This window comes from Streptomyces sp. NPDC006265 (genome assembly GCF_040613555.1).
Taxonomy (GTDB): Bacteria; Actinomycetota; Actinomycetes; order Streptomycetales; family Streptomycetaceae; genus Streptomyces.
In genome coordinates this window covers 1-15,716 of sequence record NZ_JBEXSH010000109.1, presented here as the reverse complement: position 1 = coordinate 15,716, position 15,716 = coordinate 1, and the positions used below count along the sequence as shown (strand labels likewise).

At 69.8% G+C, this 15,716-nt stretch carries 11 protein-coding genes and 4 pseudogenes; 5 read left to right on the top strand and 10 right to left on the bottom strand.

All coding sequences use genetic code 11. The annotated features are described in order from the left end of the window. The 3 genes and pseudogenes from ABZ281_RS12245 to ABZ281_RS12235 all read left to right on the top strand — a co-directional run. A pseudogene (locus tag ABZ281_RS12245) lies at positions 1–1,032 on the top strand (export associated protein); the annotation flags it as partial. 222 nt (positions 1,033–1,254) lie between these two features. Continuing rightward, positions 1,255–2,256: a TerC/Alx family metal homeostasis membrane protein gene (locus ABZ281_RS12240; RefSeq protein ID WP_356654666.1), complete on the top strand. Its 1,002-nt coding sequence runs from the start codon at positions 1,255–1,257 to the stop codon at positions 2,254–2,256. A 49-nt stretch (positions 2,257–2,305) separates the two neighbouring features. Further along, positions 2,306–3,137 (top strand): annotated as a pseudogene (locus tag ABZ281_RS12235) (ionic transporter y4hA); the annotation flags it as partial. Positions 3,138–3,207: 70 nt separating this feature from the next. On the opposite strand, the pseudogene ABZ281_RS12230 reads toward ABZ281_RS12235, so the two are convergent. Both ABZ281_RS12230 and ABZ281_RS12225 read right to left on the bottom strand, forming a co-directional pair. Next, a pseudogene (locus ABZ281_RS12230) lies at positions 3,208–4,482 on the bottom strand (MFS transporter). Between the two features lie 93 nt (positions 4,483–4,575). Then, positions 4,576–5,622: a S66 peptidase family protein gene (locus ABZ281_RS12225; protein ID WP_356654668.1), complete on the bottom strand. Its 1,047-nt coding sequence runs from the start codon at positions 5,620–5,622 to the stop codon at positions 4,576–4,578. 120 nt (positions 5,623–5,742) lie between these two features. Here ABZ281_RS12225 and aroQ point away from each other — a divergent pair, with 120 nt between their 5' ends. After that, a complete protein-coding gene (gene aroQ, locus ABZ281_RS12220; protein ID WP_356654664.1) occupies positions 5,743–6,216 on the top strand; it encodes a type II 3-dehydroquinate dehydratase in 474 nt (157 codons plus the stop codon). A gap of 54 nt (positions 6,217–6,270) precedes the next feature. On the opposite strand, the gene ABZ281_RS12215 is transcribed toward aroQ, so the two are convergent. From ABZ281_RS12215 to ABZ281_RS12180, 8 genes and pseudogenes are all read right to left on the bottom strand, one after another. Next, the gene (locus ABZ281_RS12215) at positions 6,271–7,005 is read right to left on the bottom strand and encodes an amino acid ABC transporter ATP-binding protein (protein ID WP_356654662.1); all 735 of its coding nucleotides are present in this window, start codon (positions 7,003–7,005) and stop codon (positions 6,271–6,273) included. A gap of 120 nt (positions 7,006–7,125) precedes the next feature. Continuing rightward, positions 7,126–7,362: pseudogene (locus tag ABZ281_RS12210) on the bottom strand (hypothetical protein); the annotation flags it as partial. Positions 7,363–7,860: 498 nt separating this feature from the next. After that, a complete protein-coding gene (gene heR, locus ABZ281_RS12205) occupies positions 7,861–9,021 on the bottom strand; it encodes a heliorhodopsin HeR (RefSeq protein WP_356654660.1) in 1,161 nt (386 codons plus the stop codon). Beyond that, entirely contained in the window at positions 9,018–10,076 is a 1,059-nt protein-coding gene (locus ABZ281_RS12200) for a TerC family protein (protein ID WP_356654658.1), read from the bottom strand. Before ABZ281_RS12200 ends, heR begins: the two co-directional genes overlap by 4 nt. A 132-nt stretch (positions 10,077–10,208) precedes the next feature. Then, positions 10,209–10,337: a hypothetical protein gene (locus ABZ281_RS12195; RefSeq protein WP_356654656.1), complete on the bottom strand. Its 129-nt coding sequence runs from the start codon at positions 10,335–10,337 to the stop codon at positions 10,209–10,211. 175 nt (positions 10,338–10,512) lie between these two features. Then, positions 10,513–10,893, bottom strand: a complete 381-nt coding sequence (locus ABZ281_RS12190; protein WP_356654654.1) for a hypothetical protein — start codon at positions 10,891–10,893, stop codon at positions 10,513–10,515. Between the two features lie 179 nt (positions 10,894–11,072). Continuing rightward, entirely contained in the window at positions 11,073–11,726 is a 654-nt protein-coding gene (locus ABZ281_RS12185) for an MBL fold metallo-hydrolase (RefSeq protein WP_356654652.1), read from the bottom strand. A 53-nt stretch (positions 11,727–11,779) separates the two neighbouring features. Continuing rightward, positions 11,780–12,469: a maleylpyruvate isomerase family mycothiol-dependent enzyme gene (locus tag ABZ281_RS12180; protein ID WP_356654650.1), complete on the bottom strand. Its 690-nt coding sequence runs from the start codon at positions 12,467–12,469 to the stop codon at positions 11,780–11,782. A 222-nt stretch (positions 12,470–12,691) separates the two neighbouring features. On the opposite strand from ABZ281_RS12180, the gene uvrA reads away from it, so the two are divergent. Continuing rightward, a partial coding sequence (gene uvrA / locus ABZ281_RS12175) for an excinuclease ABC subunit UvrA (protein ID WP_356654648.1) occupies positions 12,692–15,716 on the top strand: 3,025 nt, incomplete at its 3' end.

Below are 15,716 nucleotides of genomic sequence, written 5' to 3'. Positions count from 1 at the left end.
GCCTACCGCAGCGCCGTCGACTTCGCCGAGTCGCGCATGGACAAGGAGCTGGAGCAGGTCCTCTCCGACCCGCGCAGCCGGATCGGCGGACAGGGCGACGCCGCCCGCGAGGCGGCCCGGGCCCGGCACACCCAGCTCGTGGCCCAGGCGCGGGAGGCCCTCGACCGGGACCTCACCCAGCTCGCGGCCGAGGCCGATGTCGTCGAACCGGCCCTGCCACCGGCGTACGCCCGCTGGGACAACCCGGCGTGGCACGCCTACCGGGTGCCGATGGAGATCCCCATGGCCCTGCGCCTCGGCGACCTCCATCTCCCCGAGGCCGACCGGATCCGCATCCCGATGCTGGTCCGGCTGCCACTGGAGCGCGGCCTGTGGATCGACAGCGGAGCGGCCGGATCGTCCGACGGGTCGTTCACCGACTCCCCCACCATGAGCCGTCTCGCCATGGAGACGGCGGTCGCGCACGCGGCCCGGCTGCTGGCCGTCCACCCGGCGGGGGAGTTCACCGTCCATGTCGTCGACCCGGCCGGCTCCGGGGCCCAGCCGTTGGCCCCCCTCGTGCAGAGCGGGGTGCTCGCGACTTCGCCCGCGCTCGGCGCCGCGGGGGTGGCGGACGTGCTGGGCCGGCTCACCCAGCGGGTCGACCTGGTGCAGATGGCGGTGCGGGGCGGCGCCGCCGATTCCCTCCCGCCCGGCTTCGACACCTCCCAGCAGCTCCTGATCGTCAACGACTTCCCGCACGGTTTCGACGACCGGGCCGTGAACCAGCTGCGCTACCTGGCCGACGAGGGTCCCGCCTTCGGCGTCCACCTGATGATGGTGGCCGACCGGGAGGAGTCCTCCGGCTACGGGCCTCTGCTCGATCCGCTGTGGCGTTCGCTGCTGCGACTGACACCGGTGCCCGACGATCACCTCGCCGACCCGTGGGTCGGTCATGCCTGGACGTACGAGCCGTCGCTCGTACCGCCCGGCAGTCAGGTCCTCCAGCAGGTGCTCGCCCAGGTCGCAGCCGCCCGTACCAAATTCATGTAAAGCTCCTGACCAGGGGTTTTGGTCCTTCTTTTGCCAATCGCTTTACCAGTTCTTGGTGATTGGGCTACTGTTGACGGCACGGAGGGGAGTACTCCCTGTCTGCTGCGGCGTACCCGTCAATACGGATCAGGCCAGATCCCGGGGCGTCGGCCCATCTCTGGGTGGAAGAGACCTCCGGCAGCGACGACGCTGACATTTGCCGTTACGACTGCCGGAGGCGCAGTGGATGTTTCCGTGACCCTATGGGTCCTGACGATCGTGGGCCTCGCCGCCCTTATCGCGGTCGACTTCTTCATCGGCCGCAAGCCGCACGACGTGTCGATCAAGGAAGCCGGTATCTGGACGGTTGTCTGGATCGTGCTGGCCGTGCTCTTCGGGCTTGGTCTGCTTCTGTTCGCCGGTGGCCAGCCCGCCGGTGAGTTCTTCGCAGGTTTCATCACCGAGAAGTCACTCAGCGTCGACAACCTCTTCGTCTTCGTCCTGATCATGGCGAAGTTCGCGGTGCCGTCGCAGTACCAGCAGCGTGTGCTGCTGATCGGTGTCCTCATCGCCCTGGTCCTGCGAGCGATCTTCATCGCCGCCGGCGCGGCGATCCTCGCCAGCTTCGCCTGGGTCTTCTACATCTTCGGTGCCTTCCTCATCTACACCGCCTGGAAGCTCATCCAGGAGGCCCGGGCCGACGAGGAGGACGAGGAGTTCGAGGAGAACAAGCTGCTCAAGGCCGCCGAGCGCCGCTTCGGCGTGGCGGACCGGTACCACGGCACCAAGCTGTGGATCGAGGAGAACGGCAAGCGGGTCATGACCCCGATGCTGGTCGTGATGCTGGCCATTGGCACCACCGATGTGCTCTTCGCCCTCGACTCCATCCCCGCGATCTTCGGCCTGACGCAGGACCCGTACATCGTCTTCACTGCCAACGCGTTCGCCTTGATGGGTCTGCGCCAGCTGTACTTCCTCATCGGCGGCCTGCTGAAGAAGCTGGTCCACCTGAGCTACGGACTGTCGGTCATCCTGGGCTTCATCGGCGTGAAGCTGGTGCTGCACGCGCTGCACGAGTCCGGGGTGCATGTCCCCGAGATCAGCATTCCGGTCTCGCTCGGCGTGATCTGCTCCGTTCTGATCGTCACCACGATCACCAGCCTGCGAGCTTCCAAGAAGCAGGCGGCGGCCGAGGCGGCGCAGGACAAGAGCGGAGGCGCTCCGAAGGACAGCATCGACCTCTGACGGCGTCGGGCGTAGGAACAACCATCACCGGGATCGGTGCTCGGCGAATACCCTGATGGCCGACGGTGAGGACAAGGCGACCCTGGCCCGGGACACGGCCTTGGCGGCGGTGATGATCACCTGCAACGGCATCGTCGGCCTGTGCCTCCTGGTCGCCCTCACTGCGGCACGGCACGGCCGTCTTCAACCCGGAGGGCACCGGCGCCGCACTCGCCACACTCAGCCTGGTCCTGCCGACGTTCACCACGAGCAAGCCGGGACCGGAGTTCTCCACCGTCCAGCTGACCTTCGCGGCGCTGTCCTCGCTGATTCTGTACGGCCTGTTCGTCGGTACGCAGACCGTGCGGCAACCGGGACTACTTCCTGCCGAATCACCCGGCACGGCGAGGTGATCACCGCCGAGGAGCACGCCGAGGCGCCGACCGCCCTCACCGCCCGGACGAGCTTGGCCCTGCTGGGTCTGGCCCTGGTGGGCGTCGTCGGCCTGGCCAAGGGCCATCTCGCCCACCATCGAGACCGGGGTGGAGGCGCCCGGGTTCCCACACGCCGTCGTCGGCGTGATCATCGCGCTGCTGGTGCTGCTCCCAAAGACCATCGCCGCGCTGCGCTCCGCGCGCCGCGACCGTGTGCAGACCAGTCTGAATCTCGCCCTCGGTTCGGCGATGGCCAGCATCGGCCTGACCATCCCCGCCGTCGCGCTCGCCTCCCTGTGGCTCTCCGGCCCGCTCGTCCTCGGCCTCGGCTCCACCCACATGGTGCTGCTCGCCCTGACCGTGGTGGTCGCCTCGCTGAACGTGGTGCCGGGCCGGGCCACGCCGCTCCAGGGCGGGGTCTACCTGGTGCTGTTCGCGGCGTACCTGGAGCCGGCGATCAACCCGTAGGCGCGAGCAAACGCTCACGCAAGCGTTTACGCGCCACCGGCACGACGGCACGACGGCACCAGGTCCCGGCTCACCCCGCAGCGGCCTCCGCAGCCGCACCCACCCGCACCGGACGCGTCTCCGGCAGCAACGCGAAGCACCCCAGGCTGAACACCGCGATCGCCGTGAGATACGCGGCCACACCCCACGGCACCCGTCCGCCCTGCGCGGCCAGGGCGGTTGCCGCGATCGGTGTGAGCGCGCCTCCGACGACCCCGCCGAGGTTGTAGCCGACGGCTGCGCCGGTGCAGCGCACCCGCGGCTCGTACAGCTCCGGCAAGTACGCGGCGATCACGGCGAACATCGTGATGAACGCGAGCATCGCCCCGAGGAAGGCGAGGAACATCGGCAGCGGCGCCCCGGTGGAGAGGAGCGCCACCATCGGGAACATTCACAGGGCCGCGGCCGCGCACCCGGTCAGGCACAGGGGCCGCCGACCGTAACGGTCCCCGAGCAGCGCCACCAGCGGGGTGAGAGCCCCCTTCACGAGCACCGCGCCCATGATGCAGGTCAGCATGACGCCGCGGCTCACCCCGAGCCGCTCCGTCCCGTAGGCGAGGGACCAGGTTGTCACGGCGTAGAAGATCGCGTAACCGATCGCGAGGCCGCCGCCGGTCAGCAGGAGGAGCCGCCAGTGGTCGCGGACGACCTCTGCGAGCGGCACGCGCGCGTGGTCGTCGATCCGGAGGAAGCTCGGGCTCTCGGTGAACGACGACCGCAGCCACAGCCCCGCGACGGCCAGCATCCCCGCAGCCCAGAACGGCACCCGCCAGCCCCATGCGGCGAACTGTGCCTCCGTCAGCGTCGACGACAGCCCCAGCACCACACCGTTGGCGAGCAGGAACCCCACCGCGGGCCCGACCTGCGGGAAGCTCGACCACAGCACGCGCCGTTCGGCCGGCGCGTGCTCCACGGCCAGCAGCACCGCCCCGCCCCACTCCCCACCGAGCCCCAGCCCCTGGAGAAAGCGCAGCACCAGGAGCAGCAGAGGGGCGGTCACGCCGATCGACTCGTACGTCGGCACACAGCCGACCGCGACCGTGGACGCCCCGGTCAGCAGCAGGGAGGCGACGAGGACCGGCCGCCGCCCGCGCCGGTCCCCGATGTGCCCGAACAGCACCGACCCGAGCGGCCGGGCCACGAAGCCCACACCGAAGGTGGCGAAGGCGGCCAGTGTCCCGGCCACCGGAGAGAAGGTCGGGAAGAACAGCGGCCCCAGGATCAGGGCCGCCGCGGTGCCGTAGACGAAGAAGTCGTAGAACTCGATGGCCGTGCCGGCGAGTGAGGCGGCCGCGAGGCGCGGCATGGAGGGTGCCCTTACGGTGCGTACGTCGTGCATGCCGCGTCAACTACCCACCGTGATCGCCGGTTACGGGGGCGCGCGGAGGGCTTGGGGCCCTCAGTACGTGACCGTGATGCGCCGGGCGGGCCCGTCCACGCGCACGGTGCCGCCGTACGGGATCACCAGTTGCGGATCGGTGTGCCCGAAGTCCACGTCGAAGACGATCGTGGTGTCGGGGGCGTAGGTCCGCATGGCACGCAGCACGGCCTCGCGCTGGTCCGCGGCGTAACGGGCAGCCTGCTCGGGGGTGTTGGGCCGCTCGAAGAACCATGTCTTCGGCCGTCCCATCAGCAGGGCCGGAAAGCGCCCCAGCAGCCCCCGCTCGCCCACGTTCCGCAGGGTGCAGAAGACCTCCGTGGCGCTCGGCATGTCCTCGGAGGTCTCCAGGAGCAGGACGCCGCCGTCGTACTCGGACAGGTCGTGCGCGATCTCGCGGTCGGCCATCAGCAGCCAGGCCAGGATCTCCAGGCAGCCGCCCCAACTGCGCCCCTCGACCACCCGGTCGGGGTTCACCCAGGTCCAGCCGGCCCCGGGCCGGGTCTCCGGCTCCGCGTCGAAGGTCGCAGGGTCCGCCCAGTCCCGGTCGATGTCACGCCACCGCTCGGCGGGCCTCAGCTCGTACGGTCCCGGGGTGAACAGGGCCGCGCGCAGGGACTCGGCGGTCTGCGGGTGCATGGCCCCGGGGCGGCCCAGTTCGCACATCACGCTCCCGCCGTGGAAGCCGACGACGCCGCAGGTGCGCAGGAACGCGAGCAGGTTGGTGTTGTCGCTCATCCCGAAGAACGGCTTCGGGTTGGCACGGATCAACTCCCGGTCCAGGTACGGCAGCACGGTGATCTGGTCGTCCCCACCGATCGACGCGATGACGGCCTTGATCTGCGGGTCGGCGAAGGCGGCGTGGATGTCGGCCGCCCGCTCCTGGGGCGTGGAACCCATCGCGCGGGTCGCCGGATACTCGACCGGCTCCAGCCCGAAATCCTTGCGCAGCCGCTCCAGGCCCAGCTCGTAGGGGAGCGGGAAGAGCGCCGGCAGACCGGAGGAGGGCGAGAGCACGGCGATGCGGTCACCGGGGGACGGCTTCGGCGGATAGATCGGGCTGGTCAGGCTCGTCATGCCGGGAGGCTACGGCCCGGCGGGCCGCCGGCGCACCGTGATAAACCGGCTGTGAGCAGCGGCCCGCCCCGGGCCGTCACGCCGCCCGACCCTCGACGGACCGGAGGAACCGTGCCCCGCACCCTGGCCCACGCCCCGATCATGATCCTCAACGGCCCCAACCTGAACCTGCTCGGCCAGCGCCAGCCGGAGATCTACGGCTCCGACACCCTCGCCGACGTCGAGGCCCTGTGCGCCAAGGCGGCGACCGCGCGCGGGGGCACGGTCGACTTCCGCCAGTCCAACCACGAGGGCGAGCTGGTCGACTGGATCCACGAGGCGCGGCTGAACCACTGCGGCATCGTGATCAACCCCGGTGCCTACTCGCACACCTCCGTCGCCATCCTGGACGCCCTCAACACGTGTGACGGCCTGCCGGTGCTGGAGGTCCACATCTCCAACATCCACCAGCGCGAGTCGTTCCGGCACCACTCCTATGTCTCGCTGCGCGCCGACGGGGTCATCGCGGGCTGCGGGGTGCAGGGGTACGTATTCGGCGTGGAGCGTGTCGCGGCGCTGGCGGGGGCGGGCCGGGCGGACGCGTGAGCCGCTGCCCGCAAGCCCCGCCGGCCAGGGCCGGTGCCCCTGACCGCCCGCTTCCTACAGCCGCCCCGCCTCCACGATCCGCGGCAGGAAGCGCTGGGTGCGCTCCTGCTGCGGATCCCCGAAGACCTGTTCGGCGGCGCCGTGTTCCAGCACCACGCCGCCCTCCAGGAAGCACACCTGGTCGGCGACCTCGCGGGCGAAGCCCATCTCGTGCGTGGCCAGCACCATGGTCATGCCCTCGTCCTTCAGGTCGCGGACGACGGTGAGCACCTCGCCCACCAGCTCGGGATCGAGGGCCGCGGTGATCTCGTCGAGCAGCAGCAGCCGGGGCCGTACGGCCAGGGCGCGGACGATCGCGACGCGCTGCTGCTGCCCGCCGCTCAGCCGGTCCGGGTACGCGTCCGCCTTCCCGCCGAGCCCCAGCCGTTCGAGCAGCTCACGCGCGTGTGCCTCGGCTTCGGCGCGGGTGACAGCGTGCAAGCGCCGCGGGGCGAGCGTGATGTTCTCCAGGACGGTCATGTGCGGGAACAGGTTGTACGCCTGGAAAACCACGCCGATCCGACGGCGTACGGCGTCCTGGTCGGCGCGCGGGTCGATGATCTCCTCGGCGTCGAGCCAGATGTCCGGGTGGCCAACTCGCCAACGGCCCCGTTTGTCGAGGTCACGGCTCCACGTGTCCGGATGGTGGGAGCGGGTGTTGTGGTTCTGTGAATGGGCCCCGGCCCCGGTCGTGTTGGAGTGTGCCGGGGCCGCCGGCCGAGGGCGGGGATCGACAGGCCGGCGGCCCATCCGCCCAGGAGCCGTCATCCTGCGCGGGGCTGGTACCAGTTGACTGCGCAACTACGTTTGAGGGGAGCGCACGTGCGACACCGGCGTGTGCGAACGATTCACACGGGGCGCGTGCGCGGCTCACTCCTTGGCGTGACTGCGCCCCGCGCAGCCACCAACCCCCGGCGCGCGTGCCTCACCACCCGCGCGCCACTCCAGCAGGTGCGGGCGCTCCGCGCCCAGGGACGTGTCGTTGCCGTGCCCGGGGTAGACCCAGGTCTCGTCAGGAAGGGCGCCGAAGATCTTGGTCTCGACGTCGTGGATGAGACTGGCGAACGCCTTCGGGCCCTTGTGGGTGTTACCCACACCGCCGGGGAACCCTAGTGCCGCGACAGGCGACGTTCGCCCCGTCACGACGCCCGGCACGCTCCCCCACGCTCTCGACTCCGCTCGAGCAGGGGGTACCCCCACTCGCCGCACCGGCCGAAACCCCGAGTACGTCCAGTACGAGGGCTTCCGGCCGGCACGCCGAGAGCACGCACCAAACGCCGCTCCTCAACGGGCAAACGTTGCCTGCCACGGCACTAGATTCCTCTGAACACCAGGGCGCTCCCGCGCCGTACCCTCGTCTCCTTTACGCGCGGATCTCGAAGAACCCGCGCGACCGTCGATGAATCGTCAATCGGCAGAGAGCGACCTACGGATGTTCGTCGAGGAGAACGACGGGGAGGCTGGCGGCGAGTACGTCGAGAACGATGTGAACGCGCACTCGGGTGAAGAACGCGCCGAGTACGACCGGTTGATGGCCGATGCCATCGAGGCCGCCCGCGAACCGGGTGTTCGGGCCTTGCCGATGGGGTTTCGGACGGAAGAGGTTCAGTCGGCCAGCGAGCCGGCGAAGATCTGCCACGCCAGGAGTGACTTCGCCACGAGGCTGAGGACCAGGTAGGTCTTTTCACCATATGCGTAGTCGGCCCACCGGCCGACTCCGCGGTACTGGAGCCACTGGTTGAGACCGAAGCTGAAGAAGAGAGCGGCCTGGACGAGAACGATTCCGTACACGAAGCCGGGGACGACCTCCGCCGCGACGGTGTTGTATGCGATCGAGACCCACGGCGTGACGCCGACCAGCGCCCCGAACCAGAACGGCAGCATCCTGGTCCTCGCCCGCCCCGGCGGGTTCATCACCTCCTCGAGCCAGCCGAAGAGGATCATCCCGACGTTGGCGCCGACGACGGCGATGACGGCATTGAGGCTGGTAATGCCCGCGTAGAAGCCGATGAGGAGCACCATCAGGGTCGCGCTCAGCGCGTACTCCAGCCACCGGAAACGGTTGATGCCGCGTCTGAGGTCGCGTTCGTAGGTGCCGCGGCACACTGTCGCCGTCAGCAGGTGGTCTGCTGCCGCGAGGGCGAGGAAGGCGGCGACGGCCCAGCCGATCGGCACGTCGAACAATGCTTCCGGGGCGGGCGCTGCCGTGCCCGGTGGCCCCTCGGGAACGGAGGACGTGACGGTGATCGAGAAGCTTCCGGCGAGGAGGACGATGGCCACGGCTTGGATCAGATGCAGCAGCGTGAGCCCCAGGTTCCACCTGCGGAGCCCGGTGAGACGCTCGGTGGTGACACCGGTGGCCACCGATGTGCCGTCCTCTCGCTCCACAGGTCCTCCCCAGTTGCTGGTGCCGCGGTACGTCAGCATGGTCGTACCGGTGGGCCGGGAATCGCGGCAGTCACGCCACCGCCCGTCGGAAAGTCGCCCGAGTGGCGCCCGGGAATCCGCCGTACCCGCTGGTCTCCGGGCCCCCGGAGCTCTCTCCCCGGAACGCCGTTGGAGCGGAAGGCGACCGCGGCGTGACCTTGCGCCGGTGCGGGTGGCGAGCCGGCCCGCGTGGGCGGCCACGTCCGCATCGGTGCGGGCGCCGGTCGGGATGGCCAGGACGCCACCGCCTTTCGGGCCGCCGGTGACGGTGCAGGTGTGGAGGGGAGCGGTGCGGGGCGGGGCGGGTGTGCTGCGGCGCTGGGGGCTGAGGGTGGTCATGACGGCCGTCCTTGCGGATGGTGCGGGCCGGCGGAGGGCGCCGAGGTGTGGGCGCCGATGGCAGGGTGTGACTGCGTGTCGGCCGTGTGGTCCGTCTGGGATGCGGGTTCGTCGCTGTCGCTGTCCTCGCCGCGGGTGGCGATCAGGGACCAGGCGATGGAGACGGTGATGGTGACGGCGATGATGCCGAGAGTGAGCGGAATGGGCAGCTTGCCGACGGGCGTCTCCGAGAGGATGAGCTTGACGCCGGCGAACGCGAGCAGCACCGCGAGTCCGTAGTGCAGGTATTGGAAGCGGCGCAGCAGCCCGGCGAGGCAGAAGTACAGGCTGCGAAGGCCGAGGACGGCGAAGGCGTTGGCGGTCCAGACGATGAAGGTGTTGGTGGTGATGGCCAGGACGGCGGCGACGGAGTCGACCGCGAAGATGAGGTCGGTGGCCTCGACCGCGACCAGGACCACGAACAGCAGCGTGGCGATGCGCTTGCCGCTGACGCGGATGAAGAACCTGTCGCCGTGGAATTGCGGATCGGTGGGGATGATCTTCTTGACGAGGCGGACGACGGGATTGCGGTCGGGGTGGACCTCTTCGTCCTTGGAGACGGCCATCTTGTAGCCGGTCCAGATCAGGAATGCCCCGAAGAGGTAGGCGGTCCAGAAGAAGACCTGCAGCAGTTCGGCGCCGATGAAGATGAACACCAGCCGGGCCACGAGCGCGCCGATGACGCCCCAGAACAGGATCTTGTGCTGGTAGGCGTCGGGCACGGCGAAAAACGAGAAGACCAGCGCGAAGACGAAGACGTTGTCGATCGACAGGGCCTTTTCGATCAGATAGCCGGCGTAGTACGTCGACGATGCCTCGCCGCCCTGCCACGCCCACAGGATCAGGCCGAAGCCGAGGCCGATGGCGATCCACAGGCCGCTCCACAGCGCGGCCTCGCGGAAGCCGATCACGTGGTTGTCGCGGTGGGCGATCAGGTCGACGGCGAGCATCACGCCGATGCCGAGCGTGACCGCAGCCCATACCCACAGCGGGACGGCGAACGACAGTTCATTCATGGTGATCGGCTTCCTCGTGCGGGGCGCAATGGCAAGGGCGGACAAGAGGGTGGGGACTCGGGCCTGGCGGGCTTCGGAGGGCTGCCGGGCCCGGGCGCTGATTCAGTTCGTCCAGGCGTTCACCTCCCCGGTTCATGCGGGCCGGCGGGCAGCGGTGCGGCGGCGCCGCGGGCGCAGGGCGAGGGCAAGGCACAGGCCGCCGACGGCCAGGTCCACGAGCGCCAGCAGCCACCAGGGTGCGAGTGCGTGCAGGCCGTTCATCACGCCTCGCTCCGTCGGGCCGTGGGCAGGCGGCCCTGGGCGAGCGTCCACCCATCGCGCACCCCCGCGGGCGATAGGTCCGCCGGATCCAGCCCCACATCGGCGACAGGCACCGCCTGGCGGGTGGGTGCGACGGCGTAGACGAAGGGACCGCCGCGTACGGCGGAGTCTTCGATCAGGCTGTGCGCGTCCAGACCGGCCGGTCCCCGGCTGGAGGCCACCACCAGCGGTGAATGGTGGCGTGCGGCCAGGGCCAGCACACCGCCCGCAGCCTGGGCTGCCCGCCGCTCTCGGCCGGGACGCGGTGAGCGACCGGGATGTAGCCGACCTCGGCCGCACGCAGCCGGGGCAGCACCCAAGCCAGGAACATCCGCGCCGCCTGCGCGTCCACATGGGCGCGGTCCGGGATCTGCGACGGCGCGGGCAGGACGGCGACCAGCAGCACCGGAGCCTTGCGGGGAGCGGCCAGCCGCATGGCCGCGTCCACCACGGCCAGGTCGTCGGGACGGTCGGTCACCAGCGCGGTGACCGGGTGCGGCAGGCACAGCGGCAGCACCGGAGAGCCGGTGTCTGCAAACTCCGGCCAAGATCAACGGTTCAGCGTTAACCGCTGTACCGATGTTCCCCAAGGCCGGCCACCGTCCGTGGGGCGTGACCCTACCGAGCGCGGAACGGGCCTGAACGCGCGACCGCCCCCTCCTCGATTTCGAAACAGGGGTGGTCGTCGTTGGACGGTTACCAGCCTCGTGCGCGCCACTCCGCGAGGTGGGGCCGCTCCGTGCCGATGGTGGTGTCGTTGCCGTGGCCGGGGTAGATCCACGTCTCGTCGGGCAGGACGTCGAAGAGCTTGGTCTCCAGGCCGTCCATCAGGGAGTTGAACTCTTCGGGACGCGTTGTCCTACCAGGACCGCCCGGGAACAGGCAGTCCCCGGTGAACACATGGGGATGCCCGTGCGGGTCGTCGTAGACGAGGGCGATCGAACCGGGCGTGTGCCCGACCAGGTGGCGCGCGGTGAGTTCCACGCGCCCCACCCGGATGGTGTCGCCGTCGCCGACCGGCACGTCGGTCCGTACAGGGATGCCCTCGGCGTCCTCCCGGCCCGCGTAAGTGCGGGCGCCGGTGGCCGCCACGACCTCGGCGAGCGCCTGCCAGTGATCGCCGTGCCGGTGGGTGGTGGCGACGGCCGCGATGCCGTCGCCACCGATCATGCCGAGCAGCGTGTCCGCCTCGTTCGCGGCGTCGATCAGCAACTGCTCGTCCGTGGCCCGGCAGCGCAGCAGATAGGCGTTGTTGTTCATCGGACCCACCGCGATCTTGGTGATCATCAGGTCCTTGAGCTCGTGCACATCGGCCGGTCCGCCGACCGTCACCTCTCCGCTGTACGTCATGCTCGTCAGCCTATAGCGGGGAGCGGCCCCGGTCCCACGGCCGGGGCGCGGTCCTACAGCGGGGGCAGCGCCGGCAGAGGGCCCCCGTCCACCGTCAGTGCGGCGCCGGTGCGGCGGCCGGCGAGCCAGCCCAGCAGGTCCGCCGGGGAACCCGTGACGGTCACCTCCGGTCCGCCCTCCGCGTCTCCTCCGGTGTGCCACGCGCGTGTGCCGTCGGTGAGGCGCGCGGGCGGTACGTCCGGGTGCCCGGTGAACCGGTCGGCCAGGAAGTCGATCTCCCGCTCGGTGAACGCCGCCGGAAGATCCTCCAGCTCGTACCCGATGCCCAGGTCCACGTGATGCAGCTCCACCTCGACCCATCGCCGGAACGGCACCCGGGACGCGGAGTCCGTGACCCCGTTGCGCAGCTCCACCGTGCGCGCCCAGTCCGCCGGGGCGTCCCCGGCCCGCTGGAAGCGTGCCGCGCTCTCGCGCAGGTCGGCGAGCTGGACGTCGAGGCCGCGCAGGGCGTCCCGCTCGATGTCTGCGTCCCGGGCTTCGCCGGAGACATACATGGGGCGCCCCTCGAGCACGTTCACGAGGGCGTCCGCGTTGCGGGCGAGGTGGGCCAGGACGTGGCCGCGGCTCCAGCCGGGCAGCCGTGACGGGCGGGTCGCAGACACGTTGTCCAGTTTGCCGACTGCGGTCAGCAGCCGTTCCGTCGCGTCACGTACAGACGCCAGGTCATGAGCGTGATCAATCATGGTGCTGACCCTAGCTCCGCCACTCCTTCGGGTGAAGGTGGTGAAGCAGTGCCGTAATTCGAAAGCACGTGCTATATGGTCGGACGTGGCGTCGGGCATGCTGGAGAGCCGGGGTTTGTTGACAACCCGTGAACCCGACCGGCGTTGTCAGTGGCTCCCCCTAGTCTGAGAAAGACGGGGGCCCCGCCCCTGTCACTTCTCTCAAGAAAGGTGCGGACCGGCGTGGCCGACCGTCTCATCGTTCGTGGAGCGCGCGAGCACAACCTCAAGAACGTCTCGCTCGACCTCCCGCGCGACTCGCTCATCGTCTTCACGGGCCTGTCGGGGTCGGGCAAGTCCTCGCTGGCCTTCGACACCATCTTCGCGGAGGGACAGCGGCGCTACGTGGAGTCCCTCTCCTCGTACGCCCGGCAGTTCCTCGGCCAGATGGACAAGCCGGACGTCGACTTCATCGAGGGCCTGTCCCCGGCCGTCTCCATCGACCAGAAGTCGACCTCGCGCAACCCGCGCTCCACGGTCGGCACCATCACCGAGGTCTACGACTACCTGCGTCTGCTCTTCGCGCGCATCGGCAAGCCGCACTGCCCCGAGTGCTCCCGCCCGATCGCGCGCCAGTCGCCCCAGGCCATCGTCGACCGGGTCCTCGAGCTGCCCGAGGGCAGCCGCTTCCAGGTGCTGTCGCCGCTGGTGCGCGAGCGCAAGGGCGAGTTCGTCGACCTCTTCGGCGACCTCCAGACCAAGGGCTACTCCCGCGCGCGGGTCGACGGCGAGACGATCCAGCTGTCGAACCCGCCCACGCTGAAGAAGCAGGAGAAGCACACCATCGAGGTGGTCGTCGACCGCCTCACGGTCAAGGACGGCGCCAAGCGCCGCCTCACCGACTCCGTCGAGACCGCCCTCGGTCTGTCCGGTGGCATGGTCGTGCTCGACTTCGTCGACCTCCCCGAGGACGACCCCGAGCGCGAGCGCATGTTCTCGGAGCACCTGTACTGCCCGTACGACGACCTGTCCTTCGAAGAGCTCGAGCCCCGCTCCTTCTCCTTCAACTCGCCCTTCGGCGCCTGCCCGGACTGCACCGGCATCGGCACGCGCATGGAGGTCGACCCCGAGCTGATCGTCCCGGACCCGGACAAGAGCCTCGACGAAGGCGCCATCCACCCCTGGTCGCACGGCCACACCAAGGACTACTTCGGCCGCTTGATCGGCGCCCTCGCGGACGCCCTGGGCTTCCGCACGGACATCCCCTTCGCGGGTCTGCCGCAGCGTGCCAAGAAGGCCCTGCTCCACGGCCACAAGACCCAGGTCGAGGTCCGCTACCGCAACCGCTACGGCCGTGAGCGCCGGTACACCACGGCCTTCGAGGGCGCCGTCCCGTTCGTCAAGCGCCGGCACAGCGAGGCCGAGAGCGACTCCAGCCGCGAGCGCTTCGAGGGCTACATGCGCGAGGTGCCCTGCCCGACCTGTTCGGGTACGCGCCTGAAGCCGATCGTCCTCGCGGTCACGATCATGGACAAGTCCATCGCCGAGGTCTCCGCGATGTCGATCAGCGACTGCGCGGACTTCCTGGGCGAGCTGAAGCTCACCGCCCGCGACAAGAAGATCGCCGAGCGCGTGCTGAAGGAGGTCAACGAGCGGCTGCGCTTCCTGGTCGACGTCGGTCTGGACTACCTCTCGCTGAACCGCGCGGCCGGCACCCTGTCCGGCGGCGAGGCCCAGCGCATCCGTCTGGCCACCCAGATCGGCTCCGGCCTCGTCGGTGTCCTGTACGTCCTCGACGAGCCGTCCATCGGTCTGCACCAGCGCGACAACCACCGGCTGATCGAGACCCTGGTCCGGCTGCGCGACATGGGCAACACGCTCATCGTCGTCGAGCACGACGAGGACACGATCAAGATGGCCGACTGGGTCGTCGACATCGGCCCCGGCGCCGGTGAGCACGGCGGCAAGGTGGTGCACAGCGGCTCCCTGAAGGAGTTGCTCGCCAACGACGAGTCGCAGACCGGGCAGTACCTGTCCGGCAAGAAGGCCATCCCGCTGCCCGAGATCCGCCGCCCGCTGGACCCCTCCCGGCAGCTCACGGTGCACGGCGCCCGGGAGAACAACCTCCAGGACATCGACGTCTCGTTCCCCCTGGGCGTGTTCACCGCCGTCACCGGCGTGTCCGGCTCCGGCAAGTCGACGCTGGTCAACGACATCCTTTACACGCACCTGGCCCGCGAGCTGAACGGCGCGCGGAGCGTGCCCGGGCGGCACACGCGCGTGGACGGCGACGACCTCGTCGACAAGGTCGTGCATGTGGACCAGTCGCCCATCGGCCGCACCCCGCGCTCCAACCCGGCCACGTACACCGGCGTCTTCGACCACATCCGCAAGCTGTTCGCCGAGACCACCGAGGCGAAGGTCCGCGGCTACCTGCCCGGCCGCTTCTCCTTCAATGTCAAGGGCGGCCGCTGCGAGAACTGCGCGGGCGACGGCACCATCAAGATCGAGATGAACTTCCTCCCGGACGTCTACGTCCCGTGCGAGGTCTGCCACGGTGCCCGGTACAACCGGGAGACCCTGGAGGTCCACTACAAGGGCAAGTCCATCGCCGAGGTCCTGAACATGCCGATCGAGGAGGCCACGGCGTTCTTCGAAGCGGTCCCCGCGATCGCCCGGCACCTCAACACCCTGAAGGACGTCGGCCTCGGCTACGTCCGGCTCGGCCAGGCCGCGACCACCCTGTCCGGCGGTGAGGCGCAGCGCGTGAAGCTCGCCAGCGAGCTGCAGAAGCGCTCCACCGGCCGCACGGTCTACGTCCTGGACGAGCCGACCACCGGTCTGCACTTCGAGGACATCAGCAAGCTGCTGACGGTCCTGGCCGGGCTGGTCGACAAGGGCAACACGGTCATCGTCATCGAGCACAACCTCGACGTGATCAAGACGGCCGACTGGATCGTCGACATGGGCCCCGAAGGAGGCGCCGGCGGTGGCCTGGTCGTCGCCGAGGGCACGCCCGAGCAGGTGGCCGGGGTCCCGGCCAGTCACACCGGCAAGTTCCTGCGGGAGGTCCTCGGCGCCGACCGCGTCAGTGACGCGTCCTCGGTGAAGGCGCCGCGCAAGACGGCGGCCCGCAAGACGGTCGCCGCCAAGACGGCGTCGCCCCGCAAGACCGGGGATCCAGCGGATCGAGGCCATGTACGAGGAACACCTCCAGGAGGCGTTCACCCCCGTCGCCGTCCTCCCACTTCCCGCCCGCGTCCCTGGC